The organism is Pseudomonas putida (assembly GCF_028682395.1).
GTDB classification, from domain to species: Bacteria; Pseudomonadota; Gammaproteobacteria; order Pseudomonadales; family Pseudomonadaceae; genus Aquipseudomonas; species Aquipseudomonas putida_AB.
Map to the genome: position 1 here is coordinate 1,023,238 of NZ_JANHLC010000001.1, position 26,059 is coordinate 1,049,296.

A 26,059-nucleotide genomic window follows, 5' to 3' on the forward strand; every position below is an offset into this window, starting at 1 on the left:
GCGCCGCGGCTCAGGCCAGCACGCCCAGCTCCTTGGCACGGGCCACCGCCTGGGTACGCCGCTCGACGCCCAGCTTGCTGTTGATATGACTGGCGTGGGTTTTTACGGTGTGCAGGGAAATAAACAATTGCTCGCTGATTTCCTGGTTGGAACAGCCCTGGGCGATCAACTGCAACACCGCCAATTCACGGCTGCTCAGGTTTTCAATGGGCGCCAACGGCTCGACGGCCTCGCGCACGGGGGCAGCCGCCGGCAACAGCGCTTGCAGGCTGCGGCGCAAGTGCCCATCGGGGCTGCTGTTGAGCTGTTCGCGCAACCACTGCGGGTGGTCACGCAGCAATTCCCAGAACGGCAACAGCCCTCCGCCAATCGAGGCATTCAGGGCCTGGGCCAGGCACTGGCGCGCTTCGCTCTCACGGTTTTGCGCCAGCAACAGACGCGCCAGGTGGGTCAAGGCCATCGCTGCCAGCAGTTGTACGCCACTGGCACGGCTGTACTCCAACAGGGCGCGCAGACGCTGTTCGGCAGCGGCGGTCTGCCCCTGAATCGCTTCAAGCTGGGCTTTTTGCAGTTCGATATGCTGCGGCAGTCGTGGGTGGAATTCCGGCGCGGCGGCGGGCTGTTCGCCGCTGTAGGTCTGGCCCAGACGGGTCAGCCAGGCCTCGGCCAGATCAACCCGGCCCTGGGCCAGCCAGAGTTCGCACTTGATCAGGGTAATCATCGCCAGGTAGTAGATCGGTGGCACGTCCCAGATATGCATCAGCCGCTCAGCCTCGGCCAGTTCGGCAAAGGCCCGGGGGAAATCGCCCAAGCGACCGTCCAGGGTGGCAATCACGCAATGCCCGATCAGCACACTGATATCCCGACAGGCCCGGGCCTCGGCCAACCCGACGAGCATACGAGCACGCGCGGCTTCCGGTTGCAGGCGCAAGCTCAGCAAAAACCCTTCATACAGGCTCAGGCGCGCACGCGCGGCATACAGCCGCTGCCCGGACAACCCCTGCAAGCGTTGCAGACCCACTTGCACTTCTTCCTGGGCCCGCAGAATCTCACCACGCGCTTGCAGCACCCGGGCCCGGTCGTAATGGGCCAAGGCTTCAAACAACGGGTTGCCGACACGCTGGGCCAACTCCAGGGACTCGCGATTGAGGCCCCGGGCGCGCCACAGGTCACCGTCGACAATCGCCAGGTTGGACAAGGTCGACAGGCAGACCAGACGCTGCCCGTAACGTTTGTGCGGCAGGCTGTCGAGGGCTTCGCCACAGTACGCCTGGGTCCGCGCGCTGTCCCCGCGCCCGCGGGCGACTACGCCGCTAAGCGCCAGCCACTGGGCCAGCATGGATTTCTGCGCAGTGGCCGACGGCGCCGGTAAAAACCGGCTCAAATGGCTGGCCAACTCCTCGGCGGCATCGAGCTGGCAGGCCATGCCCAACGCCCAGCTGTAGAGCACGATCAGCCGCGGTGTGCTGATCAACAGGCTGTCGGGCAAGTCCATCTTCCAGCGCAGCAACATGCCGACGTTCTGTTCGGCCAGCAGTTGCTCTTCGGAAAGGTTTTGCACCAGGTTGGCCGCCACATCCAGATGGCCGGCGCGCAGCGCCTGCTCCACGGCCTCGTCCAGCAGGCCCTGGCTGCTGAACCAGCGGCAGGCCCGCAGGTGCAGGCTCGACAGCGGCACCACGGCACTGACCGCCGGCCGGCTGCGCAGCAAATCGGAAAACAGATGGTGATAGCGAAACCAGTTGCCGCTTTCATCCAGGGGCACCAGAAAGACCTGGTGGGACTGCAGGTAACTCAGAATCTGCGCGCTGTCATGGGACTCGCGCAGCGCATCGCACAACTCGCTGCAAAAACGATCCTGGGGCGCGGTGTCGAACAGAAAGGCCTGGACCTCGGCGGGCAGGCAGTCGATGACCTCTTCGAGCAAGTAGTCGCGGATCAACCCTTCGCCGCCATTCAGCGCCAGGGGGAAGGCATCCTGCCCACCGGCCTCGGAAGCCGCCAGCAACCAGAAGCGCAACCCGGCCACCCAGCCTTCGCTGCGCTCGATCAAGCGCTCCAGCGCTTCACCCTGCAACGAACTGCTGTGGCGATCCAACAGGGCCATGGATTCGCCAGGCGTCAGGCGCAGGTCCTGTTCGTGGAGTTCCACCAGCTGTTGGGACAGGCGCAGGCGCGCCAGATGCCAGTCCGGCCGTTGGCGGCTGGTCACCAGCACCAGCAGGCCGCCCGGCAGGTGATTCAGGAAGAATTGCAGGCAACGGTCGAGCACCGCGCCCTGGGCCAGGTGATAGTCGTCGAGCACCAGCAGCAACGGCGAGCTGTGCGACAGGCAGGCGCCCAGCTCGTCGAGCAACTCGTCCAGCCACTCTTCGAAAGCAAAGGGTTGATGACGCTGACGCATCTTCAACAGGCCCATGGCCTGCCCACCCAATTGGGGGAAATATTGCTGCAAGCCATCGAGCAGGCGTTCGAGAAACCGCCCCGGATCACTGTCCCGCGCACTGAGCCCCAGCCACAGGCTTTGCCAGGCCGGCGGCAGGCTCTGGCAGAACTCCACCGCCAGCGAACTCTTGCCAAAGCCGGCGGGCGCGCAGACCAGCAAAAGACGCCCACTCAGGCCCGCACTCAACCGCTCGCACAGGCGCGGTCGCAATACATGGCCATCAGGCAGTGGCGGTCGGAAAAAACGACCATCCAACGTAGGAATAACAGGGCCTTGCAGCCCTGGAATACGGGACAGATCAGTCATAGCCGGCTCTTGTTAAAGGCTATTGTCGGCATTGCAGATGTCCGCAGACTAGCGTTAAAAGCCCCCGGTTTGAAGGTAATTGCGACAATTTTTCCGATAATGGCCACATAGCCAGTATTCATTGGGCCTATGCACCGCGCAAAAAAAACGCCCCGAACCAGTCGGGGCGTTTTTCAGAGGATGCGGCCTCTGGTTACAGCAGGGTCTTAACGCACCCCTTCCTGGCGCAGCGCAGCCGGCGTGAAGTCGCTGGTGCTGGCGGTGAAGCCAAAGTCATACGCCTGCTTCTCTTCGTTCTTCATGCCCAGGGCCAGGTAGCGGCCGGACTGCAGGTCGTAGAGGGCTTCGAGGGTGTACCACGGCACTTGCTTGTCGTAGTAATCCTGCGCATGGGCTTCGGCGACGCGCCACAGTTGGCCGCGACCGTCGTAGTGGTCGATGACCGCTGCTTGCCAAGTGTCTTCGTCGATAAAGAAGTCACGCTTGGCATAGATATGGCGCTGGCCTTCCTTCAGGGTCGCGACCACATGCCAGACACGACGCAGCTCGTAGCGAGCCAGGTCCTGGTTGATATGACCGGCCTTGATAATGTCGGAGTACTTAAGCGTCGGCGAATCGAGCTTGTAGCTGTCGGAAGCGATGTACAGCTCCTTCTTGCCTTCAAGTTTCCAGTCGTAACGATCCGGTGCACCGTTGAACATATCCAGGTTGTCGGAGGTCCGCAGGCCATCGGCTGCAGTACCTGGACCGTCATAGGACACTTGTGGGGCACGACGTACACGACGCTGACCGGCGTTGTAGACCCACGCCGAACGCGGCTCCTTGACCTGATCGAGGGTCTCGTGGACCAGCAGCACGCCACCAGCCAGACGCGCCGGCGCGGTCACTTTCTGCTTGAAGTAGAACAGGATATTGCCCGGGTTCGCCGGATCGTAGTCCTTCATCTTGTCGCGGAAGACGAACTGATCCTGGAAGTAGACGAGGCTGTAGGAGCCGTTCGCCTGTGGCGTTGCCTGGGTCACCAGGCGGGTCACGCTACCACCGCGATAACGGGTGATGTGGTTCCAGATCACTTCCACGCCGGTTTTCGGAATCGGGAACGGAATAGCGGTCTTGAAGTTTTCCAGGCCGTTGCCGCCGCTGACCAGGGTGGTCTTGGTGGCGTTTTCCTTGATGGCGGCGAACACCTCATCCGGCACGGTTGAACCGCGATGGGAAGTGTAGACCGGCATTTTGAAGGTTTCCGGGTAGCGCTTGAACATCGCGTACTGCCCCGGTGCCAGCTTGTCCTTGTACTGCTCGACGTTCTGCGCCGTGATGGTGAACAGCGGTTTTTCACTGGCGTATGGATTGGACAGGAACCCCTTGGCGTCGACGGTACCGGCGTTTTTCGGCAGCGGCGTCCAGGCCGGGATCGAGCCATCGGCGTTACCGGCCTTTTCCGCGCCCATCGGCGTCAGGGTCGTACCCAGCTTGGCGGCTTCGTCGGCCGAAACGGCGGCCATTACGCTGGTCGCCAGCAGGGACAGGCCAAGCACTCCGACTTGCAGCAGACTCTTGGTTATTTTCATATTCTGGTTCTTCCTGAAAAGTCAGTGTGCTTAGAAGTTCGCGCCAACGCTGAAAGCGAGGAAGTCACGGTCATCCACGGTGCTGTAACGGCCACCGAAGAAGTTGGTGTACGACAGGCTCGCGGTGTAGGTGTTCTGGTACTCGGCATCCAGACCCAGGCTGACCGCCTTGCGACCTTCCTCGAAGTTTCCGCCAGGACCAGGCGAGTAGCCATCAACGTCATGGGACCAAGCCACACTCGGCTTGAGGTTTACACCGGCGAAGACATCCGGGTACTCCCAGATAGCCCGGCCACGGTAGCCCCAGGAAGTGGCGGTGGTGAAGCCGTCGTTATTGCAGTTGCGTGAACGGTTCTTGGTTGATGCGCCGGCGCCGGCACCGGTAATTGTTGTAGCGTTTAGACCTGCGCAAGTGCCATTTGGCAAGGCGCCAGGCCCGAACACTGGGTCACGGCCGTATCGAACATCAGATGTGCTTTCAAGGCCACCCACATGGGTAACACCCACCTCACCCACCAAAGTCAAACGGCTTGCTCCCATAATCTGGTCGAAAAAGTGGGTCAAGGTCGTTTGGAACTGGGTGATTTCCTTGCGGCGATAGCCGTTAAGGTCTTGACCGGGGACTCCGGTCAGCAAAGATGCGTTGCTGAGTGCCCCGCCCAGCGGCCTTACGGCGGAATACAGAATATCGGTGGTATTGAGCTGTACCGGTGCATTTGGCCGGTAACTAACTTCACCGCTCCACGCCGTACCCGTAGGCAAGGTGGTAGAGAAACTCAAGCCATACAGGCGAATATCCTCTGGGTACTCGATAAAGTACTTAGAGTTAGCTGCAATGACGATAGGTGCCAAGCCAGAAAGCCCGCCCAGACCACCGCCTCCGATAAACTGATACAGCGACCCTGGTGCAGCCTGCCCACTGAAAATCGGTGCACGGCTGTGGTAGTTCATGAAGTAAGCGCCAAACTCAGTGTCGAGCGGCTCGAATACATAGTGCATCGCCACACCGAACTGCCCGCTGTCACGCGCGTCACGGTCCGCGCCACGTGGAACACGGGTGCCTTCTTCATTGATATCGACGCCAAAATTAGCCAGAGTGGGAAGTGCAAACGGGCTCAACCCCCCTACATAGGAGCGCTTGCTCAATAACCGCAGATTGTCGTTGCAACCGTCAGCGATCACGTCGGCAGAGGAGAAGAATGTGCCGCAGTTATCCACCACGGTCTGGTCCCATTCCAACTGATAGAACGCCTCGGCCGAGAGATTCTCGGTCAGGCTCTGGGACACATAGAACATGTTGACCGGGATCAGGCCTTCCTTGATCTCGGCGCCTGGACGGCGGAACGCGGACACGTCGATCGGGTTGACCGAGTTGATACCGCCACCGATAAAGGTGCTCTCGCCCCAGCTGACCACCTGCTTACCAAAACGCACGGAACCAGGCTGATCGGCAATGGAGTAGTTGTGATAAACGAACGCATCGAGGATCTGCCCGCCGGAGGACTTGGCGCCTTCCTTGCGGTTGTGGTCGCTGATGTCCTTGAACGGACGGCTTTCGTCTTTCAGCTCGAAGTCATACCAGTACTTGCCACGGACAAATACGCCGGTATCGCCGTATTTCAGCTCCAGGTCGTGAATACCCTTGAAGATCTTCGAGAAGGTCTCGTTCTTCTTGAAGTTCAGATGGCCGTCATCGGAGGTTTGCGACAGGCCGCGACCACCGTTGTTGACGCCGATCAGGTCCTTGTTCGCATCGGCAGTCGACCAACTGGCACCCACCGACAGGGACGAGTCGAACTGACCTTCGATTTCACCGATATTGAAACTGACGCCGAATGCGGGTCCGGCGAGCGTAGAGGCGAGACTGACGGCCAAAGGCAATTTTGCCCGGCGCCAGAACTGGTTTACTGAGGTCATCGACGCTACTCCATGTGCTTATTGTTATGGCGGTGAGTATTTTCAGAAATATTTCGAAAAAGTTACTGGGTACGCACCCGTACTTTTTTTGCCGTGTCAGCCTGTGGCTTCCCCCGATCTGTCACGCTTCTGAAAATCCTTAAGTGGACTATATCCAGCAGGAAGTACTGCTTGATCCCTCTAAAGTGTGATTTACAGCCTGCGACAATCCACTGCCTGCCAGCGATGGCTGGCGCGGCAAAGAATGGCTGATTATTCGGATTTCACAAGCCAAGCGCTTGCTTGGGGTAGGTGCCGCGCCCTCTCGGGCGCGGTAAACAGCATCAGAGGGTGGAGAGGAAGGTGCTGTTATTGGCCTGCCATTGGGTGATGTCGAGGCGGATACGTTTCTTGTCGAGCTTGCCAACGCTGGTCTTGGGAATTTCCGTAACAAGGGCGATCTGGCTGGGGATCGCCCATTTGCTCAGGTGGCCCAGTTCGACAAACGGCTTGAGGTGCTCCTTAAGCTCCCGAGCCCCGATCACATGGCCTTCGCGTACCACCAGCAGGGCAAACGGGCGCTCGCCCCACTGCGGGTCGGCAATACCCACCACGGCCACTTCGCGCACGGCCGGATGCCGGCTGACCAGGTCTTCCAGGTCCAGGGACGAGATCCACTCCCCCCCCGTCTTGATCACATCCTTGATCCGGTCGCGGATATCGATCACCCCCATGCCATCCAGGGTCGCCACATCGCCAGTGTGCAGCCAGCCGCCGGCCCAGAGCTCGGCGCCCTTCTGCGGTTCCTTGAAATAGCCCTCGCTCAGCCAGGGGGCGCGCAGCACCAACTCGCCCTGGGATTCTCCATCGGCCGGCAGGAAGTTGCCTTCGCCATCGACAATGGCCGCCTCTACCAGCGGGCCCGGCACACCGGCCTTGATCCGATAAGTCGTGCGCTCGTCTTCGCTGCCGGCCAGCAACTCGGCATTCAAGTGCGCACAGGACACCAGCGGGCCGGTTTCGGACATGCCATAGGCGGCTGTCAGCTGGATGCCCCGGGCCTTGGCGGCCTCGTATAGCGCACGGTTCAGCGCACTGCCACCGATCACGATCTTCCAACCGGCAAAATCCACGTTCTGGGCGCCCTTGGCATTGAGCACCATCTGCAGGATGGTCGGCACGCAATGGGAGAAGGTGACCCGCTCCTTGCGCCATAGCTCGACCAGGTATTCCGGGTCGTAACGCCCGGGGTAGACCTGCTTGAGCCCGAGCATGGTGGCCACATACGGCAGGCCCCAGGCATGCACGTGGAACATCGGCGTGATGGGCATATAGACATCGTCGGTACCGAGCAGGCGCACGCTGTCGATACTGCCCATGATCGTCGCCACGCCCATGGTGTGTAGCACCAGCTGGCGATGGGTGAAATACACCCCCTTGGGGTTACCGGTGGTACCCGTGGTGTAGAACGTGGTGGCAATCGAGTGTTCGTCAAAGTCTTCGAACTCGTACTGCGGGCTCGCGGCGCCCAGCAGCTGTTCGTATTCACCCACCAGATTGGGCAGCTCGGCGGTTTTCTCGGCGCCATCGGTCAACAACAGGGTCTTCTCGACCGTGGTCAATTGCCCGGCAATCGCCTGGTAGAGCCCGACAAACTCACTGTTGACCAAGACAAAGCGGTCCTCGGCGTGGTTCATCGTGTAGAGAATCTGCTCCGGCGAAAGCCGGACATTGATGGTGTGGATCACGGCGCCAATCATGGGAATGGCGAACATGCACTCCAGGTAGCGATGGCTGTCCCAGTCCATCACCGCCACGGTATCACCCGCCTTGACGCCGGCCTCGGACAGCACATTGGCCAGGCGCGCTACACGTTCGAGCAAGGTCGGGTAGGTGTAGCGCAACTGGTCACGGTAAACGATCTCGCGGGTTTTCTCGTAACGGGTGCCGGACATCAACAGCCGCTTGATCAGGAGCGGGTATCGATAGGCGCCGTCGGCTGGCGGGATAACGCGAGTCTGCAACATAAGAGTCCCTTTTCTGACTGCACGGTCTTGGCTGGAAGAGGTGCACTCTAAAACCCTCGACAAGCCGCCAAATCAGCCAAAGGAATGATTTGCAGACAAAGCTCGATACTGGCTCAGAGCCAGTATCGACGGGCGATCAGGCCGTTTGTGCCAACGCCACTTCCGACGGTGTGCGTGGGAACACCAGCGCGGCGACAAAGCTCAAGGCAGCAAAAGCGGCCAGGATCAGGTACAGGCCGATAAAGCCCTGGCGCGGTTCGACATAGGCAATCAACGGAATCGCCGTGGCGCTGGCGCCGAACGACAGGCAGTAACGCAGGGCGAACACCCGGGACTGCCATTGCGGCGCGACAAAGTTGGCGACCATCGCATCGTTGACCGTGACCTGGCCAAACACCACGAACATAAAGCCCGCTCCCAGCAGTATCAGCGGCCAGCCATCGGCATAGGCCAGACCGAACAACAGCGGCGCCTGGCACAGGGTCAACAGGACAAAAGGCCATTTCAGGCTGAAGCGATGCAGAACCCGGCCAATGCTCAACTGCGCCAGCGCCCCGAAGGCATAGGCCAGGCTGACAATCACCCCGAGGGACTGGGGCGACATGAGCAGTTCATGCAGGCGCTCCTGGAACAGTTTCGGGTAGGTCATGGTCGTGGCATTGAACACCACGCCACTGGTGGCCGTGGCGACGGCCAGCACTGAAAACACCATAAACATCGAAATCCGCTGCCCGGATGCGCCCTTCAGCTTCACGTGGGGGCGATGGGGAATCGGCTCTTCACGCACCTGCCAGGCAAACAGCACGCCCAGCACCATGGCCACGGCGCCCGGCAGTAGAAATGCCGAACGCCAGCCGAATTGCGCCACCAACAGGCCCGTCACCAGCGCCGAAAACGCTACGCCCAGGTTGCCCCACATGCCGTTGATCCCGATTTCACGCCCGCGGTTCTGGGCATACGTCACCAGCATCGCCGTCCCCACGGGGTGGTAGATGGCGGCAAAGACCCCGATCAGCGTCAACCCTAGGGCGAGCATGGGCGCCGAGGTACTCAACCCGGTAAAGATCGCCGCCGCGCCGATCCCGAAGAAGAACAGCAGCATCATGCTGCGTCGGCTCCAGCGGTCGCCCAGCCAGCCGGCCGGTAGCGAACAAGCACCAAAGGCAATGAAACCGCCCAGGGACAGGCCGATCAGCGCGGCGAAATCCAGCTGGAAGTAATGGGTCATACCGAGCACGGCGGCGGGATAGATCAACATGAACATGTGATCGATCACATGCGCTGCGTTGACGTAACGAATCACGTTGCGGGATTGGTTCATGGCGACACGCTTCTAATTATTGATAGGCGTGCCTATGCTAGGTTGGCGCTAAAACGCATTTCTGACAAATAACGCATCGAACCAGACATGTTAATCAGCCACTTTGACCACGGCCCTGTCAGCGCCCATCCCCGCGACTATAGCGATGGCGAACACCAGGCCCTCCATCGCCATCGCGAAGCACAGTTTCTCTGCGCGGTCAGTGGCCTGATGCGCGTGGTCACGGCCCAGGGCGCCTGGATCATTCCGCCCTCGCGGGCCGTGTGGATCCCGCCACTGGTCGAACATGAAATCTATATGAGTGGCGAAGTGCGCATGCGCTCGTTGTTTATCGCCTCCGAGTACTCACCCGCCAGCCTCGGCGGCTGCTGCGTGCTGGCGGTCACCCCGTTGTTGCGCGAGCTGATCCTGCGCGCGGTACAGGGCCCGCGGCAGGCCAGGAACCCGCTGATCCAGCAACTGATGCTCGAGGAAATCAGCGCGCTGGAAAACCTGCCCCTGCATATTCCCATGCCCGTCGACCGACGCCTGCAAAGCATCTGCCTGGCCCTGCTGCAAACCCCGGACCACCCCTACACCCTGGAGGACTGGGCGCAGCAGGTCGGCGCCAGCTCGCGGACCCTGGCCCGGCTGTTTCAGTTGGAATTGCAGATGAGTTTCAACGCCTGGCGCCAGCAGTTGCGACTGATGGAAGCGTTGCCACGGCTGCTGGCCGGGGCCAGCGTGCAGAGTGTGGCCGAGGCGCTGGGCTACGGCAGTGGCCGGGCATTCAGTGCGATGTTTCGCCGCCTGCTGGGCGAGAATCCGCGCGAATATCTGAATGCCCTGAACCAGTTCAGCGCGATCAATGCATCTCGGTAAAGGCCAGCTTCACACCGATGGCAATCAGCACGGCGCCCATGGTCCGATCGAACCAGTGCCCCATGCGGGCGAAACCGGCCCGGACGCGCTGATGACTGAACAACCTGGCCACCAGGCAGAACCACACGGCCGTGGCGAACGCCAAGTACAGGCCATAGCCGGCCTGGACCGGCAGCGGCGTATGCGGATTGATCACCACGGTAAACAGCGAAAGGAAAAACAGCGTGGCCTTGGGGTTCAGGCCATTGGTCACGAAGCCTGCGGTAAAGGCCCCGCGGGCGGTGCGCTCGCCGACCTGAACCGTCAGTTCATCCGTGCTGGGCACCGCCGGCTTGGCTTGCAGAGCCTTGAAGCCGATGTACAACAGATACGCCGCCGCGGCCCACTTCAGAGCATTGAACAACACGATGGACTGGGACACGATCAGACCGATGCCCAGCAGCGAATAGCCCACGTGCAGGAAAATCGCACAGCCCACGCCCAGGGCTGTCCAGGTGCCGGCGCGGCGGCCGTGGGTCACGCTTTCACGCACCACGACAGCGAAATCCGGTCCCGGGCTGGCCACCGCCAGCAGATGGATCAAAGCTACGGTCAAGAATTCGGTCCAGTACATCGGCGCTCCTGTCAGCAGGTAAGTAACTAATTATTTCATCTGTTAGGCTCGGCAGATTACGCCTTCGATCTCTGACACAAAAGGTACAGTTGATGACCAACCCGCAACGCGCCGTCTTTCTCGACCATCCTTCCCTGGACCTTGGCGACCTTGACCTAGGGCCCTTGCGCGAGTGTTTCAGCGATTTGCAACTGTATGCCCAGACCACGCCCGAGCAAGTCATCGAGCGCTTGCAGGGCGCACAAGTGGCCATCAGCAACAAGATCCTGATCGACGCCAGAACCCTGGCCGCCTGCCCCGAGTTGAAGCTGATCCTGATTACGGCCACCGGCACCAACAATGTCGATCTGGCGGCGGCTCGCGCCCAGGGGATTACGGTCTGCAATTGCCAGGGCTACGGCACGCCATCGGTGGCGCAGCACACACTGATGCTGCTGCTCGCCCTGGCCACGCGCTTGAGCGACTACCAGAAAGCTGTAGCCGAGGGCCGCTGGCAACAGGCCAAGCAATTCTGTCTGCTGGACTTCCCGATCATGGAGCTGGAAGGCAAGACCCTCGGCCTGCTCGGCCACGGTGAACTGGGCAGCGCGGTCGGGCGCCTGGCCGAGGCCTTTGGCATGCGCGTCCTCCTCGGCCAGATCCCCGGTCGGCCGCCCCGTGCCGACCGCCTGGCGCTGGACGAACTGCTGCCCCAGGTCGACGCGCTGACGTTGCATTGCCCGTTGAACGAGCAGACTCGACACTTTATCGGCGCTCGCGAGCTGGCCTTGCTCAAACCCGGCGCGTTGGTGGTCAACACGGCCCGCGGCGGCCTGATCGACGAACAGGCCCTGGCTGACGCCCTGCGCAGTGGTCATCTGGGCGGCGCCGCCAGCGATGTCTTGAGCGTTGAACCGCCGACCGCCGGCAATCCCCTGCTGGCCAGCGATATCCCACGCCTGATCATCACCCCGCACAACGCCTGGGGCAGCCGCGAAGCCCGCCAGCGGATCGTCGAGCAAGTGGCGCAAAACGCCCGGGGATTCTTCAGCGGTGCAGCGCTGCGGGTCGTCAATTGATAGACTGCGCGCCATTTTTTCAGGGAGCAGACCATGGATCCGCGCAGTGAAGTACTGCTTCGTCAGGCCGAACTTTTTCAAGGCTCGCTGTTGCTGGCCGGCTTGCCCGCCGACGACCTGCTCGGCCGGTTGCCCAATGCCCTGGGCTGGTGCTGGCACGCCGGCGACCAGGCCGCGCTGGACGCCCGCTTCGCCGGGCGTAGCCATTTTGGCGTAGAGGCACCGCAGCAGCCGTTCGAAGCGGCGGTGGTGTTTCTGCCCAAGTCCAAGGAACTGACCGACTATCTGCTCAACGCCCTGGGCTCGCGCCTGGCCGGGCGTGAGTTGTTTCTGGTCGGCGAGAAACGCAGCGGCATCGAAGGTGCGGCCAAGCAACTGAACCCGCTGGGCAAGCCGCGCAAGCTCGACAGCGCGCGCCACTGTCAACTCTGGCAGGTGACCGTGACCACTGCGCCGACTGCCGTCCCCCTGGAAAGCCTGGCCCGGCACTACGAACTGGACCTGGCGGAAGGCCCGCTCAAGGTGGTCAGCCTGCCCGGCGTGTTCAGCCACGGTCGACTCGATCGCGGCAGCGCCCTGCTGCTGGAACACCTGGACAAACTGCCCAGCGGCAACCTGCTGGACTTTGGCTGCGGCGCTGGCGTGCTCGGCGCCACGGTCAAGCGGCGCTACCCGCACAACCAGGTGATCATGCTCGATGTCGATGCCTTCGCCACCGCCAGCAGCCGCCTGACCCTGGCCGCCAATGGCCTGGAAGCCGAGGTCATTACCGGTGATGGCATCGATGCGGCGCCCATGGGTTTGAATGCCATTTTGAGCAATCCACCGTTCCATGTCGGTGTGCACACCGACTACCAGGCCACGGAAAACCTGCTGAGAAAAGCGGCTAAACATCTGAAAAACGGTGGCGAACTTCGGCTGGTTGCCAATAGCTTCCTGCGTTATCAACCGCTGATCGAGGAGCATCTGGGCACGTGTTCGATCAAGGCAGAAGGCCAGGGTTTTCGTATTTACCGGGCCAAGCGCAGTTGATCGGCGCCTGAAAAAGAACACTTGCCCTATGGCATTTGGCTAGGCAGAATCCGCTCCGTCCTAGGGGAGTAGTCTCCCACGAGCGCCACGCTCGTCCGGCATGCGTCAACATACTTGGTCCTCAGACCATGGCGTATGCGACCCGGAGTCCGCACAGACGGACCCAGGGTTTGACAAGACCTATGACACGCACACCTTACCCGGGGCGGGAAGGCTGTACGTGTCATAGCCGTGTCGACCCGCCCCTTAGGAAAACCCTGATGCTGGACTCCCTGCTCGTTCCCACCGCCATCGTGGCCTTGGCCGAAATCGGCGACAAGACCCAATTGCTGGCCCTGATCCTGGCCGCTCGCTTTCGCAAACCCTGGCCGATCATCGCCGGTATCGTCGCCGCCACACTGGCCAACCACGCCGCCGCGGGCGCCGTCGGGGCCTGGTTTGGCAGCTTCTTCTCCGACGCCGTGCTGCACTGGATCCTCGCCGCGAGTTTTGCCGCCACCGCGCTGTGGACCCTGGTGCCGGACAAGATGGACGATGACGAAGCCAGCACTTCGCGCAAGTTCGGCCCGTTCCTGACCACCCTGATTGCCTTCTTCCTCGCCGAAATCGGCGACAAGACGCAGATCGCCACCGTCATGTTGGCGGCGCAATACCCGGAACTGTGGCTGGTCATTATTGGTACGACCCTGGGCATGCTGATTGCCAACGTGCCGGTGGTACTGGCGGGGAATTTTGCCGCGGAGAAACTGCCGCTGACGCTGATTCGCCGCCTTGCCGCCTCGGCGTTCTTTATCCTGGCAATCGTCGCGGTCTACAAGGCCATGCAAAGCAGCGGTTGGGTCTAGCCCGCACCGCGCCCCTGGCTATCGGCCGGGGGCGCTGCCATGACCCGGGGTCAGGATTTACGGGCCTGCTGATACAGCGGCATGACCTTGGGGATGGCCGCCTGCAGGGCACTGATCCGGCTGGAAGAGTTGGGGTGAGTGCTGAGAAACTCCGGCGGTGCGCTGCCTCCCGCCGCACTCATTTTCTGCCACAGGCTGATCGCCGCGTTCGGGTCATAACCGGCGCGGGCCGCCAGCTCCAGGCCGATCAGATCCGCTTCGTTTTCGCTGCCACGGCTGTTGGGCAGGGTCATTGCCAGGTCCACGCCCTTGCTGCCCATGGCAACCGCTTCCTGTGGTGCGCCGACGGCCAGGGCGATCTGCTTGGCAACGTCCACCGCATAGGCCTTGGACATTGCCTCGCGACTATGCTCACGCAAGGCATGGGCGATTTCATGGCCCATGACCGCAGCGATTTCATCGTCGGTCAGCTTCAGCTTGTCGATCAGCCCCGAGTAGAAAATGATTTTACCGCCCGGGCCGCAGTTGGCGTTGAGTTCATCGCTCTTGATCAGATTGACTTCCCAGTTCCACTGCGCCGCATCCGGGCGAAACACTGGCGCCTGGTATATCAGCCGATCGGCGATCAACTGCAGGCGCTTGGCATTGTTGCTGGTCTTGTCCAGCACCTGCTTGCCACTGGCTTCGGCCACTGCTTGTTGATAACTCTGGGCATAGGACTTGTTGAGGTCATCACTGGACAGCAACGAAAACATGTACTGCGAACGCTCGACACCCACGGCCCCGCCGCTGGTGGTATTGACCACCTGGCACCCTCCTACCAACAGACTTGTACCCAACACACCCGCGATCCAATATTTACCCATATCCGTCACTCCGCAAAACCTGTCGGCTATCCTAGGCGGCTAATCGTATCGACACCAGACACAATGCCTGCCGAACACCACGGTTTCGGATACGCGCCCAGCAAAGGCAGCACTTTCACCCAGCCCCTTCGAATCAGCTCACCGGGGCTTCGGCAACGAGACCCAGGTCCAAGAAACATTTTCTAACCAACCCTTATGCCCGCCTCTCCTCTGGCCGATATAGCGATGCCACTGCCATTCCGGCGCTCGGAGCCCACCCATGAAATTCAAGTCGATTCAGTTTTCTGTCGCGGCCTTGGCCGGGGCGATTGTCCTAAGCGTGGTTGCGGCCCTGGTGCTGTACGCCCTGTTTGCCGGCGCCAGGACCCAGGAGATGGTCCAGCAGCGGACCCAGGCCCAATTCGAGCAGGTGATCGAGCAACGCCTCGATGCCCTGGCCCGCACCCAGGTCAGCCTGATCCAGCGTGAACTGGAAGCGCCTCTGCAAATGGCCAAGAGCCTGGCCACCACCAACGCACTGCTGGGCAGCCACGATGCCAAAGGCGCGCCACAGCTACAGATTGCCCGCGAGCAACTGATCAACCTGCTGCGCGAGAATGTCAGCCGCAACCCGAAGATCCTTGGCGCCTATATCGCCTGGGAACCCAATGCCATTGACCATAACGACGCGGCCTACACCAACGGCACGGTGCTCGGGATGGAAACCGATGGCCGTTTCCTGCCCTGGTGGTTTCGCAATAGCGACGCCAGCCTGGGCCTGGAAAAACTGGCGGATGTCGGCGACCAGAAGATGCTCGCCACCGGCGTTCGCGCCAGTGAGTACTACCTGTGCTCCAAGGACAGCGGCAAACCCTGCGTGATCGACCCGGCGCCCTATCGGGTCGGCGACAAAATGACCATGCTCGCCTCCTTTATCGAACCGATCACAATCGACGGCACCTTCCAGGGCATCGTCGGCGCCGATCTGTCGGTGAACTTTATCCAGGACATGCTCAACGCCGCCGACCGCCAGTTGTATGACGGGGCCGGCGAAATGGCGTTGATCTCCAGCAACGGCCGGCTGGTCGCCTACACCCGGGATCCGAGCAAACTGGGCGAAAAAGCCAACGAGATTCTCGACGCCAATGAAGCCGCCAATCTGGCCGGGCTCAGCGTGGGTTCGGTGCGCTACGACATCGACCAGGAACATGGGCATATCGAGCTGTTCCTGCCCTTCACCATCGGCGAAACGGCAGCCCGCTGGACGCTGATGCTGCAACTGCCGCTGGACGCGGTCATGGCCGACCTGCACCAGCTCCAGGCTGATCTCGAACACCAGCGCACCACGGATATCACGGGCATGACCCTGATCGGCTTGCTGATTGCCGGCCTGGGCTTGCTGGTGATCTGGCTGGTGGCAAGGGGTATCGCCCGGCCGCTGAAACAGATGGTCGTCATGCTCGACGATATCGCCCAGGGTGAAGGCGATCTGACCCGTCGCCTGCACAGCGACCGCGCCGACGAACTGGGGTCGATTGCCAAAGGCTTCAACACTTTCCTGAGCAAACTGCAGGCCATGATCGGCCAGGTGGTGACGTCGGTGCAGAGTGTCAGCGACTCCTCCGAGCACACGGCCGATATCGCGATCCGCACCCACCAGGGCGTGCACCGCCAGATGGTCGAGATCGACCAGGTCGCCACGGCCGTGCATGAGATGACCGCTACCGCCCAGGATGTCGCGCGCAACGCCACCCAGGCGGCGCAGGCCGCCAGCCATGCCGATGAAGCCGCCAGCCAGGGCATGCGCATCGTCCACGAAACGTCCGGATCGATTGGCGCCCTGGCCGAGGAAATCGGCCGCGCCGTCGCCGTGGTGCAGACCCTGGCCAAGGACAGTGAAAACATTCACGCGATCCTCACCACCATCCGTGGCATTGCCGAGCAGACCAACCTACTGGCCCTGAACGCCGCCATCGAAGCGGCCCGTGCGGGCGAACAGGGCCGCGGCTTTGCCGTGGTCGCCGACGAGGTGCGCAACCTGGCGCAGAAGACCCAGCAAGCCACCGAAGAAATCCAGACCATGATCCAGCAACTGCAGCAAGGCACCCGCGACGTGGTCAGGGTCATGGAAGACAGCCAGCACAAGACCGACGCCAGCGTGGAGCACGCGACCCAGGCCGCCGCAGCGCTGCAGAGCATTACCCAGGCGGTGTCGGTGATCAACGACATGAACACCCAGATCGCCAGCGCCGCCGAGGAGCAAAGCGCAGTGGCCGAGGACATCAACCGCAATGTGATCAGTATTGGGCAGGTCGCCAACGAAGTGGCAGGCGGAGCCGATGAATCCAGTGCGGCCAGTGCGCAACTGACCAAGCTGGCCGAGCAGCAGCGGCGGCTGATCAACCAGTTCAAGGTCTGAGGCGACTCAGGCCGGTGTCAGGCACTCCGGCGCATTGAGCTTTGGATCGTTGACCAGATTGGCCAGCGGCCGCTCGCGCAGGGCGACAGGCGGGCTGGCCAGCAAGGCTTGCAGATCGGACAGCGGGGTGTCCGCGGCGAGCCAGGCTTGCTGGCCGGCGGCATCGAGAATCAGCGGCCGGCGCTGGCTGGCCGCGGCCTGGGTGACCACGGCCGTGCTAAGCCAGACCTGCCCAGCCACCGGATAGGCCTCCCAGATCCCGGCAAAAAACAGGTTCGAACCCTCGGCCGGGGTCAGCCAAAAGGGTCGCTTGCGCTGGGTGCCGCGCCATTCGTAGAAACCATTGGCGGGCAGCAGGCAACGGCGCTCACGAAACGCCTGGCGAAACATCGGCTGCTCGGCCAGGGTTTCGGCCCGCGCGTGGGCCGGGGTGCGCGACAGGTCGGTCAACCAGGCCGGGGTCAGCCCCCAGCGGGCCCGAGCCAACTCAAGCCGGTCGGCGACCCTGCGCTGGATCAGCACCGAATCGTTGGGCGATATATTCCACTGCGCCTGCTGGTCGCTCGGGAATCCGGGCAACGCCGCAAAGGCAGGGTTCCAACGAAACAGGGCATAACGTCCACACATAGGGCAATACGACTCTTCTAGCGGATCAACAGAGCAGGACGCCGGGAAAGCTCTGCGGCTCGTCCCCCGACAACGGCGAGGCGCCATTGTACGCAGCGATCAGCTCCCGTGCGTATTGTGCCTGGTCATTCTCCACCGCCAGTGCCAGCAAGCCGAACGCTGGCAGCTCACCGGCCGCCCCCAGCAGGTCTCTTCCGACCAGATGGGCGGCAATCCCCTCGCTGGCGAGCATGCCCAACAGCAGTTCGCCCTCCATCAGGTCCTGCGGTTCGTAGATTCGCTGCATCGCGCCCTCCCCTTAGTCATTCTCGCTGCGTACATCAAGCTGCCAGTGCTGACCGTCGGTCTGTAGCGTGAAGACAATCGGACGACAACAGACCGGACAGTCCTCGATGTACTGCTGGTCGCCGCCGGACAGATCGAGCACCGCTTCGGCCGGTTCGCCACAATAAGGACAATCGTAGTACTCGGTTTCCAGCATCGCGGCCTCCAGAGTGACTTGTGCGTATAATCGCCGGTCTATTTGCAGGGCTATTTTTTGTTCGGGCTATTTTCCGGGCCAGGCTTTGTTATGCATCACCCGAGAGCAGGGTTCATCCGCGTCATTGCGTCGATTATTGACAGACGAACGCGAAAGGACCTGCTATTTACCCTAGCCGTTTCCAACAAGAGAGCATGATGGGCGAATTCGATGCCATCCGACCTTACAACGACGCCGAAGTCCCAGCCGTGCTGGCCCGGCTGCTCGGCGACAAGGCATTTCTAGATATCCTCACACACTTTCGCTTTCCGCGTCTGGCCGGTGCCTTCGGCTGGCTGCTCAAGCCGCTGATCGCCCAGCGCCTGCGCCGTGAATTCGCCGGCGTGACCTCGGTAGCGACGCTGCAGGACAAGGTCGAATTCTATGTCGACCACACCATCGAGCGCGCGACCGATGGCGTGACCTATACCGGGGTCGAGCAACTGCGCTCCGGCACCGCCTATCTGTTTCTGGCCAACCACCGCGATATCGTGATGGACCCGGCCTTCGTCAACTACGCCGTCTACCACGCCGGCCTGCCGACGCCACGCATCGCCATTGGCGACAACCTGCTGCAAAAGCCCTTTGTCAGCGACCTGATGCGCCTGAACAAGAGCTTTATCGTGCACCGCTCCATCAGTGGTCGCCGGGAAAAAATGGCCGCTTACCAACTGCTTTCGGCCTATATCAACCACTCGATCCGCAACGACTGCGAATCGATCTGGATTGCCCAGGCCGAAGGCCGGGCCAAGGACGGCGATGACCGTACCGAGTCGGCAATCCTGAAAATGTTCCATATGAGCCGCAAGGACGAGCCGTTTGGCGAAGTGATTCGCTCGCTGAACCTGACCCCGGTGTCGATCAGCTACGAATACGACCCCTGCGACCAGGCCAAGGCCCGCGAGTTGTATATCCGCGCCACCACCGGCAGCTACACCAAGGCCCCGGGCGAGGACGACATCAGCATCGCCAAGGGCATTACCGGCTACAAGGGTCGGGTCCACGTGAACTTTGCCGCGCCGGTCGACGGTCTATTCGAGGACACCAAGCTGCTGGCGGCCGAGATGGACCGGCAGATTCTCGGCGGCTACCGCCTCTTCCCGGTGCATTACCTGGCGTACGCCCAGTGGAATGACGCCGACCCGCAACTGCAGGTGCCAGCGGCCAGCGAAGTCTTCGGTGCGGCAGAACTGGCCAAGGCCGAACAGGAATGGCAAAGCCGCCTCGACGCGTGCCCGGCCGAGCACCGCCCCTACCTCGTGCTGCAATACGCCACCCCGGTACGCAACCAGTACCGCGTCAAAGCCGGCCTGGCCCTCTAACCGCCCCGCAACGGCTATGCGGATCACCTCATAGCCGTTGCCGCCAGGCGACATACGAGTTCTTAGCGTTGCGTCCGGGCGCCCCAGGATTAGCTCCCGGCCTTTACTACAGCCGCGTACTGAGCCACGAAATCAGCAAGGCCAGCCCCAGGCAGGCAAAGCCAAATCGATAGAAAAACCGGTTGATGCGCTGGGTCGCACTGTCGAGCGCCAGCAACGGCTGGTCGATCGAGCGACTTTCGCTTTGCATCGCCAGATTGGCTTGCGCCCGCTGTTCGCGGCGACGTGTGGCATGCAGCAACCAAGCCCCCGGACAGGCGAACAGCAACGCCAGCCCATTGATCAGGTTGGCCGGATAGTGAACAAAAGCGGACCACAGCAGTTGCAGCGACATTGCGAGCCTCGGGAGGTACAGGGGGCAAGACAGGAAAATGGCAGAACGCCATTAACGGCGCGGATTCTACTCAAACCCAAGAACGCCGGGCAGCGGTTTCCGACCGATTGTGGGCAATCTAGCGATTAAATTGGCCTGTCACCTGAACGTCACCTTAACCAGTCACTCTGTTGCCCCTCGACCACGACACGGAGCTTGTCATGCTGCACGCACAGAACCAGGACCGCCTGTACCTGATCGCCCCCAGCGATGAACAACAGGCGCTGGTCGACGCCTCATCCTTCAACGTGCAGGACCACCACTGGCTGGTCTACTGCGCCCTGGGCGGCCATCAACATGCCGACCTGCCCGAAACGGACCTGCTCACCGGCGTGAGCGTGCTCGACTTCTACCAGGAAGCGGCCTGAGATAAAAAAGCCCGGCCTCTCGATGGGCGCCGGGCTTTTTCCTGGGTGCAGTATTGAGCGGTAGGCGTATCGCTTACTGGCTCAGCACCTGGCCGATAGTGGGATCCTTGAACAGGCGGGTCAGGGCGTCGCTCAGTACATCGCTGACCAGCTTGGTGTTGGTTTCCTGGTTCGGCGCCATGCCGAAACGCTGGTCCAGGGAAGCGCCATAACGGCCGCTGTAGCGACGGTTGGCGTTCGACACATCGGAGCGGAAGGTCGCGGCGATGGTCGCCTCGGTCACATACAAGCCTTCCTTGGGCGACTGGTACTTGAGTTCCGCCAGAGTCACGGTCAATTGCGGCGCATTATAGGCGTTGGCCGTCGGGGTAAAGCCCAGCAGGCGCACGGCCGCTTCGGCCTGGGCTTGCAGCTTGGGCAGCAGGTCGGCACCGGACACGGTGATCGAGCTGGTCTCCGGGTACAGGCCACCGCGAGTGCCCAGGGTCGGCGACGGACGGCCATCCACCACCTTGACCACCACCGGCTGACCATGGCCCACAGGTGCGAGCTGGGTGGTGAGTTTGGGTTGCGGGCTGAGTTGTTGCGGGCTGTGGGCGCAGCCGACCAGGGTCAAACTGGTCACAGTGATCAAACCGAACAACAGGCGTTGCAACATGCTCATATCTCCAGGGCTAGGCACAGACAGGCCGGCAGTATAACGGGCCGCGGGCGCCGCTCACCAGCCATGCCACGCGGCGTTCTATCGACCATGGCACTGTGCCAGAGGTTCCCCCCATAGCTGGCGCACCGGCTTTTCATCGGTTTGTCACAGCCCGCGGCCATGCTGCTGGAGCGCACGGGTAATAAAAGTCATTTAACAGGATCATTTCTGCGCATTTCTTCGCTACAATCTCCCCCCGATTATAAGGACGTCTCCTGATCGGGCCTCGCATTACCGCCAATGCCCTCGCATTGGCCCCCGCATTGCCCACAGAGAGCCGCCCACACAGGTCGCGTGAAGGGCTTCGCCCCATCTCCCGACGACCTGCCAGAGCTGCCATGCGCTCGGCCACTGAGTTTTTTGTCCGTCTTGCCTGTTCCGAGGCGCGGACCCGGTGCCTGGCTGGCAGCCCTTTTTTGAGGTTCACGTCTTCAAAAGAGCGTGAAAAAAACGGGTTTTCACTACTTCACAAGAGTGTGGCGAGCAAATGAATAGTTTTGCGTCTGAACAGGCACCATTAGCGTCCCTTGCGGCCCAACTACACAGGAACGAGCGCTCCTTAACAGAAGCTTGATGCCTGTCCACTACGGATTTGGTTGCACCAACGGACGTTCTTGACCATAAGTCGAATTGCCCACCGCTTCCTGAAATGCGTTCATACGCACCTTAAGGCCCGGTTGGTGGCGTCCGCTGAAGTTGCAAAAAATTGCGAAGAATCGGACATGGCAATCCTGGTCACACGTGGCGTGAGGCACAACCTGATGCATGCCCGCCACGCCTGACAGCCATGCCATCAATTTGGTGCTGCAGATTTTGGAGACGCGTTAATGGCGCATAACGAAGCAGTCGACGTAGTACTGGTAGGGGCCGGCATCATGAGTGCCACCCTGGCCGTCCTGCTCAAAGAGCTCGACCCCGCAATCAAGCTGGAAGTCGTCGAGTTGATGGATTCGGGAGCCGCGGAGAGTTCCAACCCGTGGAACAACGCCGGTACCGGCCACGCCGGGCTTTGCGAGCTGAACTACACGCCGCAGGCCGCCGATGGCTCCATCGATATCAAAAAAGCCGTGCACATCAACACCCAGTTCGAGGTGTCGAGGCAGTTTTGGGCCTACCTGGCCCAGAAAGGCACGTTCGGTTCGTGCAAATCCTTTATCAGCCCCGTGCCGCACCTGAGCTTTGTCCAGGGCGAGAAAGGCATCGCCTTCCTCAAGAAGCGCTTCGAGGTGCTGCACCAGCACCACGCCTTCGCGGACATGGAATACACCGAAGACAAGGCCAAGATGGCCGAATGGATGCCCTTGATGATGCCCGGCCGTCCGGCCGACGAACAGGTCGCTGCGACCCGCGTCATGAACGGCACCGATGTCAACTTTGGCGCGCTGACCAACCAGTTGCTCAAGCACCTGACCAGCGCACCGGATGCCCAGGTCAAGTACTGCAAGCGCGTGACCGGCCTCAAGCGCAATGGCGCCGGCTGGACCGTGACCATCAAGGACGTCAACAGCGGCAACAGCCGTGATGTCGACGCCAAGTTCGTCTTCCTCGGCGCCGGTGGCGCGGCCCTGCCGCTGCTGCAAGCGTCGGGCATCGAAGAAGGCAAGGGTTTCGGTGGCTTCCCGGTCAGCGGCCAATGGCTGCGCTGCGACAACCCCGAAGTGGTCAAGCAGCACCAGGCCAAGGTCTACAGCCAGGCCGCCGTGGGCTCACCACCGATGTCCGTGCCGCACTTGGACACCCGTGTGGTCGAAGGCAAGAAGTCTCTGCTGTTCGGGCCGTATGCCGGCTTCACCACCAAGTTCCTCAAGCACGGTTCGTTCCTCGACCTGCCATTGTCGGTCCGTGCCAGCAATATCGGGCCGATGCTCGCCGTGGCGCGCGACAACATGGACCTGACCAAGTACCTGGTCAGCGAAGTGATGCAGTCCATGGAGCAGCGTCTGGAGTCCCTGCGTCGCTTCTACCCAGAGGCCAAGGCCGAAGACTGGCGCCTGGAAGTGGCAGGCCAACGGGTCCAGATCATCAAGAAGGACGCGAAGAAAGGCGGCGTGCTGCAGTTCGGCACCGAACTGGTCGCGGCCAAGGACGGCAGCCTTGCCGCCCTGCTCGGCGCTTCGCCAGGTGCCTCGGTCACCGTTTCGATCATGCTGGAACTGATCGAGCGCTGCTTCCCCGAGAAGGCCAACGGCGAGTGGGCGAACAAGCTGCATGAGATCTTCCCGGCCCGGGAAAAGGTCCTTGAGACCGACGCCGACCTGTATCGCCAGATCAGCCGCCAGAACGACGAGCATCTGGAACTGGTCGAGCCGAGCAGCGAGACGCCCAGCTTCGCCTGATCGCTGAGGCACCCTGAAAAACGCCCCGCTGCGCTAAGCAACGGGGCGTTTTTTTATGCCCAGCAGATCGCGAGCAAACTCGCGCCTACCGATCGGGGATTAACCGCGGGCTTTTTCGATCAGTTCGATGTACTCGGCACCATTACGCTGGTCGGCGATCAACGCGACAAAATTCTGCCCGTGCTCATCCTGGCCATCGAGGTCATAGCCGGCTTCCTTGAAGAACACCAGGAAACGCTCGAAGTCGTCGATACGCAGGCCACGGTAAGCCTTGATCAGTTTGTGCAGGGACGGCGAAGTGGCGTCTAGCGGTTCGAAATCGAGGAACAACTTGATCTGCTCATCGCCGATCTCGTCACCAATCAACTGCTTCTTGTCTTTACGCATTGCCGACTCCAGCCTGCAGATATTTCACGGGGCCGGCAGTTTACCTCAAGCCTCAACGCGCGCGAACCGCCCCGGTGTGCAAGTCGGCCCAGATATGGCCATTGGCGTAGGTGAGGAACTGGCAATACACCGTGTCATTGCGCAGCAGGTCCATGATGACCCGGTACTGGGCCAGCGGGTAATACAGGCTGAGGGTCTTGCTCGCGCTGTCGAAGACCGGCTTTTTCAGGCTTTTGCTTTCACCGTCGAAGCTGATCAGCACCTGGCGCACCGTCGCCCCCTTGCTCAGTGGCTTGCCCTTGAGGCGCACCAGCAGCGGCGAGGTCACCGGGATCGGTTGCTGATTGGATTGGCGCTGGTTGCCCACCACCACCGAATACTCGGTGATCTGCAGCAACTGCTGTTGCTCGGGCTGTTCGCGGCGCAGGGACAACTCGTCCGGCGGCAGGAACTGCCCGTACATGGGCGCCGCCAGGGCTGGCACAGCGACCAGGGGCAGACAGACAAACAGCAGGCGGCGGGCGAAACGACCAATCGAGACGTTCATGACGGGCTCCGAACTACGGGCCGACCACTCTAGCACGCCAGCATGCGCCATCGAGCGCCGTGACCCGGGCAACGTGCGAGGCTGCACGCAGCCTCGCACGAACGCTGGTTTATGAACCGATATACGCCGTCTTGACCACAGTGTAGAACTCCTGGGCATAACGCCCCTGCTCACGGGAGCCGTAGGAAGAGCCTTTGCGACCACCAAACGGCACATGGTAATCAACCCCGGCAGTCGGCAGGTTGACCATGACCATGCCGGCCTGGGAGTGACGCTTGAAGTGGTTGGCATACTTCAGCGAAGTGGTCGCGATACCCGCCGACAGACCGAACTCAGTGTCATTGGCCATCGCCAGGGCTGCCTCGTAGTCCGCCACCCGCACGATATTGGCCACCGGCCCGAAGATCTCTTCACGGCTGATGCGCATATCGCCGGTGCTGTCGGCAAACAAGGTCGGCGCCAGGAAATAGCCTTCGGTATCGCAGGTCACCAGGCCGCCACCCGAAACCAGGCGCGCGCCTTCGTTCTGGCCGATCCCGATATAGCTCAGGTCCTGCTCCAACTGCGCCTGGGACACAACCGGACCGATATCGGTGCCCGCGTGCAAGGCGTGCCCGACCCGGATCGAGCGCATGCGTTCAGCCATGGCCTCGACGAAGCGATCATGGATTGCGGCAGTCACGATCAGGCGACTGGACGCCGTGCAGCGCTGGCCGGTGGAATAGAACGCGCTCTGTACAGCCAGCTCGACCGCGGACTTGAGGTCGGCATCGTCCAGAATGATCTGCGGGTTCTTGCCGCCCATCTCCAACTGCACCTTGGCCTGGCGCGATACGCAGCTGACCGCGATCTGCCGTCCCACACCGACCGAGCCGGTAAAACTGATACCGTCGACCTTGGGACTGTTGACCAGGGCCTCACCGACCACACGGCCACTACCCATCACCAGGTTGAACACCCCAGCCGGGAAACCAGCGCGGGAAATGATCTCGGCCAGGGCCCAGGCGCAACCTGGAACCAGGTCGGCCGGCTTGAGCACCACGCAATTGCCGTAGGCCAGGGCGGGGGCGATTTTCCAGGCCGGAATCGCAATCGGGAAATTCCACGGGGTGATCAACCCCACCACCCCCAGGGCTTCGCGGGTGACTTCAACGTTGACGCCCGGGCGTACCGAGGGCAGATAGTCACCCGACAAGCGCAGGCACTCACCGGCGAAAAACTTGAAGATATTGCCGGCGCGGGACACTTCGCCAATCGCCTCGGGCAGGGTCTTGCCCTCTTCGCGCGCCAACAATTGGCCGAGTTCTTCACGGCGGGCGAGGATTTCCGTGCCGACCTTGTCCAGCGCGTCGCTGCGGGCCTGGATACCCGAGTTGGACCAGGCCGGGAACGCGCCACGGGCGGCCTCGATAGCGGCCTGGACCTGGGCGAGATCAGCCTTGGCGTACTCCCCTACAACGTCCGACAAATCGGATGGGTTGATATTCACCGAGTACTCGGCACCGGCCACCCATTGCCCGTCGATGTAGTTATCGAAGCGTTTTACGTCTGCCACTTGCTCTCTCCTTTGCGCAAA

At 61.6% G+C, this 26,059-nt stretch carries 23 protein-coding genes, 1 pseudogene and 1 riboswitch; of the genes and pseudogenes, 9 read left to right on the forward strand and 15 right to left on the reverse strand.

The genetic code is table 11. The annotated features are described in order from the left end of the window. Positions 1-10: 10 nt before the first annotated feature. The 5 genes from NPS46_RS04830 to NPS46_RS04850 all read right to left on the reverse strand — a co-directional run bounded on the left by NPS46_RS04830 (position 11) and on the right by NPS46_RS04850 (position 9,567). A complete protein-coding gene (locus tag NPS46_RS04830; protein WP_274105268.1) occupies positions 11-2,752 on the reverse strand; it encodes a LuxR C-terminal-related transcriptional regulator in 2,742 nt (913 codons plus the stop codon). A 206-nt stretch (positions 2,753-2,958) separates the two neighbouring features. Continuing rightward, positions 2,959-4,323 carry a DUF1329 domain-containing protein gene (locus NPS46_RS04835; RefSeq protein ID WP_274105269.1) on the reverse strand — a complete coding sequence of 455 codons (1,365 nt, stop codon included), beginning with the start codon at positions 4,321-4,323 and terminating at the stop codon, positions 2,959-2,961. A 30-nt stretch (positions 4,324-4,353) separates the two neighbouring features. Then, the gene (locus NPS46_RS04840) at positions 4,354-6,240 is read right to left on the reverse strand and encodes a DUF1302 domain-containing protein (RefSeq protein WP_274105270.1); all 1,887 of its coding nucleotides are present in this window, start codon (positions 6,238-6,240) and stop codon (positions 4,354-4,356) included. Between the two features lie 323 nt (positions 6,241-6,563). Further along, positions 6,564-8,246: a fatty acid--CoA ligase gene (locus NPS46_RS04845; protein WP_274105271.1), complete on the reverse strand. Its 1,683-nt coding sequence runs from the start codon at positions 8,244-8,246 to the stop codon at positions 6,564-6,566. Between the two features lie 136 nt (positions 8,247-8,382). Then, positions 8,383-9,567 carry an MFS transporter gene (locus NPS46_RS04850; protein WP_274105272.1) on the reverse strand — a complete coding sequence of 395 codons (1,185 nt, stop codon included), beginning with the start codon at positions 9,565-9,567 and terminating at the stop codon, positions 8,383-8,385. Positions 9,568-9,654: 87 nt separating this feature from the next. On the opposite strand from NPS46_RS04850, the gene NPS46_RS04855 reads away from it, so the two are divergent. After that, a complete protein-coding gene (locus tag NPS46_RS04855; RefSeq protein ID WP_274105273.1) occupies positions 9,655-10,428 on the forward strand; it encodes an AraC family transcriptional regulator in 774 nt (257 codons plus the stop codon). On the opposite strand, the gene NPS46_RS04860 is transcribed toward NPS46_RS04855, so the two are convergent. Beyond that, entirely contained in the window at positions 10,412-11,041 is a 630-nt protein-coding gene (locus tag NPS46_RS04860; RefSeq protein ID WP_274105274.1) for a LysE family translocator, read from the reverse strand. The genes NPS46_RS04855 and NPS46_RS04860 overlap by 17 nt on opposite strands. A 92-nt stretch (positions 11,042-11,133) precedes the next feature. Here NPS46_RS04860 and NPS46_RS04865 point away from each other — a divergent pair, with 92 nt between their 5' ends. The 3 genes from NPS46_RS04865 to NPS46_RS04875 all read left to right on the forward strand — a co-directional run bounded on the left by NPS46_RS04865 (position 11,134) and on the right by NPS46_RS04875 (position 13,976). After that, positions 11,134-12,099, forward strand: a complete 966-nt coding sequence (locus NPS46_RS04865) for a 2-hydroxyacid dehydrogenase (RefSeq protein ID WP_274105275.1) — start codon at positions 11,134-11,136, stop codon at positions 12,097-12,099. A gap of 33 nt (positions 12,100-12,132) precedes the next feature. Next, positions 12,133-13,131: a class I SAM-dependent methyltransferase gene (locus NPS46_RS04870; protein WP_274105276.1), complete on the forward strand. Its 999-nt coding sequence runs from the start codon at positions 12,133-12,135 to the stop codon at positions 13,129-13,131. A gap of 50 nt (positions 13,132-13,181) precedes the next feature. Next, positions 13,182-13,303, forward strand: a riboswitch (yybP-ykoY riboswitch). A gap of 88 nt (positions 13,304-13,391) precedes the next feature. Beyond that, on the forward strand, positions 13,392-13,976 hold the full coding sequence (locus NPS46_RS04875) for a TMEM165/GDT1 family protein (protein ID WP_274105277.1): 585 nt from the start codon (positions 13,392-13,394) through the stop codon (positions 13,974-13,976). 50 nt (positions 13,977-14,026) lie between these two features. On the opposite strand, the gene NPS46_RS04880 is transcribed toward NPS46_RS04875, so the two are convergent. Then, positions 14,027-14,842: a M48 family metallopeptidase gene (locus tag NPS46_RS04880; RefSeq protein ID WP_274105278.1), complete on the reverse strand. Its 816-nt coding sequence runs from the start codon at positions 14,840-14,842 to the stop codon at positions 14,027-14,029. Positions 14,843-16,181: 1,339 nt separating this feature from the next. On the opposite strand from NPS46_RS04880, the pseudogene NPS46_RS25250 reads away from it, so the two are divergent. Further along, positions 16,182-16,385: pseudogene (locus NPS46_RS25250) on the forward strand (HAMP domain-containing protein); the annotation flags it as partial. Positions 16,386-16,496: 111 nt separating this feature from the next. Continuing rightward, complete coding sequence (locus NPS46_RS25255) at positions 16,497-17,240, forward strand: methyl-accepting chemotaxis protein (RefSeq protein ID WP_425312698.1); 744 nt, start codon at positions 16,497-16,499, stop codon at positions 17,238-17,240. Between the two features lie 6 nt (positions 17,241-17,246). On the opposite strand, the gene NPS46_RS04890 is transcribed toward NPS46_RS25255, so the two are convergent. The 3 genes from NPS46_RS04890 to NPS46_RS04900 are packed head-to-tail and all read right to left on the reverse strand — an operon-like array spanning position 17,247 to position 18,348. Further along, entirely contained in the window at positions 17,247-17,867 is a 621-nt protein-coding gene (locus NPS46_RS04890; protein WP_274105280.1) for an SOS response-associated peptidase, read from the reverse strand. A 25-nt stretch (positions 17,868-17,892) separates the two neighbouring features. Beyond that, positions 17,893-18,153, reverse strand: a complete 261-nt coding sequence (locus NPS46_RS04895) for a putative signal transducing protein (RefSeq protein WP_274105281.1) — start codon at positions 18,151-18,153, stop codon at positions 17,893-17,895. A gap of 12 nt (positions 18,154-18,165) precedes the next feature. After that, positions 18,166-18,348: a CPXCG motif-containing cysteine-rich protein gene (locus tag NPS46_RS04900; RefSeq protein ID WP_274105282.1), complete on the reverse strand. Its 183-nt coding sequence runs from the start codon at positions 18,346-18,348 to the stop codon at positions 18,166-18,168. Positions 18,349-18,542: 194 nt separating this feature from the next. Here NPS46_RS04900 and NPS46_RS04905 point away from each other — a divergent pair, with 194 nt between their 5' ends. After that, the gene (locus NPS46_RS04905) at positions 18,543-19,709 is read left to right on the forward strand and encodes a 1-acyl-sn-glycerol-3-phosphate acyltransferase (RefSeq protein ID WP_274105283.1); all 1,167 of its coding nucleotides are present in this window, start codon (positions 18,543-18,545) and stop codon (positions 19,707-19,709) included. A 106-nt stretch (positions 19,710-19,815) separates the two neighbouring features. Here the strand turns inward: NPS46_RS04905 and NPS46_RS04910 are convergent, their stop codons facing one another. After that, positions 19,816-20,103, reverse strand: coding sequence for a hypothetical protein (locus NPS46_RS04910; protein ID WP_274105284.1), 288 nt, complete (start codon positions 20,101-20,103; stop codon positions 19,816-19,818). 200 nt (positions 20,104-20,303) lie between these two features. Here NPS46_RS04910 and NPS46_RS04915 point away from each other — a divergent pair, with 200 nt between their 5' ends. Continuing rightward, positions 20,304-20,510, forward strand: a complete 207-nt coding sequence (locus NPS46_RS04915) for a hypothetical protein (RefSeq protein WP_274105285.1) — start codon at positions 20,304-20,306, stop codon at positions 20,508-20,510. Between the two features lie 73 nt (positions 20,511-20,583). Here NPS46_RS04915 and NPS46_RS04920 read toward each other — a convergent pair whose 3' ends face one another. After that, positions 20,584-21,168, reverse strand: coding sequence for a YajG family lipoprotein (locus NPS46_RS04920; RefSeq protein ID WP_274105286.1), 585 nt, complete (start codon positions 21,166-21,168; stop codon positions 20,584-20,586). Positions 21,169-22,040: 872 nt separating this feature from the next. Between NPS46_RS04920 and mqo the strand changes: the two genes are divergently transcribed. Next, a complete protein-coding gene (mqo, locus tag NPS46_RS04925; RefSeq protein ID WP_274105287.1) occupies positions 22,041-23,549 on the forward strand; it encodes a malate dehydrogenase (quinone) in 1,509 nt (502 codons plus the stop codon). Between the two features lie 99 nt (positions 23,550-23,648). Here the strand turns inward: mqo and NPS46_RS04930 are convergent, their stop codons facing one another. The 3 genes from NPS46_RS04930 to NPS46_RS04940 all read right to left on the reverse strand — a co-directional run bounded on the left by NPS46_RS04930 (position 23,649) and on the right by NPS46_RS04940 (position 26,038). Further along, positions 23,649-23,936, reverse strand: coding sequence for a PA4642 family protein (locus NPS46_RS04930; RefSeq protein WP_274105288.1), 288 nt, complete (start codon positions 23,934-23,936; stop codon positions 23,649-23,651). 52 nt (positions 23,937-23,988) lie between these two features. After that, entirely contained in the window at positions 23,989-24,483 is a 495-nt protein-coding gene (locus tag NPS46_RS04935; RefSeq protein WP_274105289.1) for a hypothetical protein, read from the reverse strand. Positions 24,484-24,592: 109 nt separating this feature from the next. After that, positions 24,593-26,038, reverse strand: a complete 1,446-nt coding sequence (locus tag NPS46_RS04940) for an aldehyde dehydrogenase family protein (protein ID WP_274105290.1) — start codon at positions 26,036-26,038, stop codon at positions 24,593-24,595. Positions 26,039-26,059 lie beyond the last annotated feature (21 nt).

What these genes read in the sequence shown, in the direction of transcription:
- NPS46_RS04860 (WP_274105274.1), bottom strand. Translation starts at nt 11,041, where the DNA reads ATGTACTGGACCGAATTCTTGACCGTAGCTTTGATCCATCTGCTGGCG.
- NPS46_RS04890 (WP_274105280.1), bottom strand. Translation starts at nt 17,867, where the DNA reads ATGTGTGGACGTTATGCCCTGTTTCGTTGGAACCCTGCCTTTGCGGCG.
- NPS46_RS04895 (WP_274105281.1), bottom strand. Translation starts at nt 18,153, where the DNA reads ATGCAGCGAATCTACGAACCGCAGGACCTGATGGAGGGCGAACTGCTG.
- NPS46_RS04865 (WP_274105275.1), top strand. Translation starts at nt 11,134, where the DNA reads ATGACCAACCCGCAACGCGCCGTCTTTCTCGACCATCCTTCCCTGGAC.
- NPS46_RS04830 (WP_274105268.1), bottom strand. Translation starts at nt 2,752, where the DNA reads ATGACTGATCTGTCCCGTATTCCAGGGCTGCAAGGCCCTGTTATTCCT.
- NPS46_RS04855 (WP_274105273.1), top strand. Translation starts at nt 9,655, where the DNA reads ATGTTAATCAGCCACTTTGACCACGGCCCTGTCAGCGCCCATCCCCGC.
- NPS46_RS04910 (WP_274105284.1), bottom strand. Translation starts at nt 20,103, where the DNA reads ATGTCGCTGCAACTGCTGTGGTCCGCTTTTGTTCACTATCCGGCCAAC.
- NPS46_RS04875 (WP_274105277.1), top strand. Translation starts at nt 13,392, where the DNA reads ATGCTGGACTCCCTGCTCGTTCCCACCGCCATCGTGGCCTTGGCCGAA.
- NPS46_RS04920 (WP_274105286.1), bottom strand. Translation starts at nt 21,168, where the DNA reads ATGTTGCAACGCCTGTTGTTCGGTTTGATCACTGTGACCAGTTTGACC.
- NPS46_RS04850 (WP_274105272.1), bottom strand. Translation starts at nt 9,567, where the DNA reads ATGAACCAATCCCGCAACGTGATTCGTTACGTCAACGCAGCGCATGTG.
- NPS46_RS04915 (WP_274105285.1), top strand. Translation starts at nt 20,304, where the DNA reads ATGCTGCACGCACAGAACCAGGACCGCCTGTACCTGATCGCCCCCAGC.
- NPS46_RS04905 (WP_274105283.1), top strand. Translation starts at nt 18,543, where the DNA reads ATGATGGGCGAATTCGATGCCATCCGACCTTACAACGACGCCGAAGTC.
- NPS46_RS04900 (WP_274105282.1), bottom strand. Translation starts at nt 18,348, where the DNA reads ATGCTGGAAACCGAGTACTACGATTGTCCTTATTGTGGCGAACCGGCC.
- NPS46_RS04935 (WP_274105289.1), bottom strand. Translation starts at nt 24,483, where the DNA reads ATGAACGTCTCGATTGGTCGTTTCGCCCGCCGCCTGCTGTTTGTCTGT.
- NPS46_RS25255 (WP_425312698.1), top strand. Translation starts at nt 16,497, where the DNA reads ATGGTCGAGATCGACCAGGTCGCCACGGCCGTGCATGAGATGACCGCT.
- NPS46_RS04845 (WP_274105271.1), bottom strand. Translation starts at nt 8,246, where the DNA reads ATGTTGCAGACTCGCGTTATCCCGCCAGCCGACGGCGCCTATCGATAC.
- mqo (WP_274105287.1), top strand. Translation starts at nt 22,041, where the DNA reads ATGGCGCATAACGAAGCAGTCGACGTAGTACTGGTAGGGGCCGGCATC.
- NPS46_RS04840 (WP_274105270.1), bottom strand. Translation starts at nt 6,240, where the DNA reads ATGACCTCAGTAAACCAGTTCTGGCGCCGGGCAAAATTGCCTTTGGCC.
- NPS46_RS04835 (WP_274105269.1), bottom strand. Translation starts at nt 4,323, where the DNA reads ATGAAAATAACCAAGAGTCTGCTGCAAGTCGGAGTGCTTGGCCTGTCC.
- NPS46_RS04870 (WP_274105276.1), top strand. Translation starts at nt 12,133, where the DNA reads ATGGATCCGCGCAGTGAAGTACTGCTTCGTCAGGCCGAACTTTTTCAA.
- NPS46_RS04930 (WP_274105288.1), bottom strand. Translation starts at nt 23,936, where the DNA reads ATGCGTAAAGACAAGAAGCAGTTGATTGGTGACGAGATCGGCGATGAG.
- NPS46_RS04880 (WP_274105278.1), bottom strand. Translation starts at nt 14,842, where the DNA reads ATGGGTAAATATTGGATCGCGGGTGTGTTGGGTACAAGTCTGTTGGTA.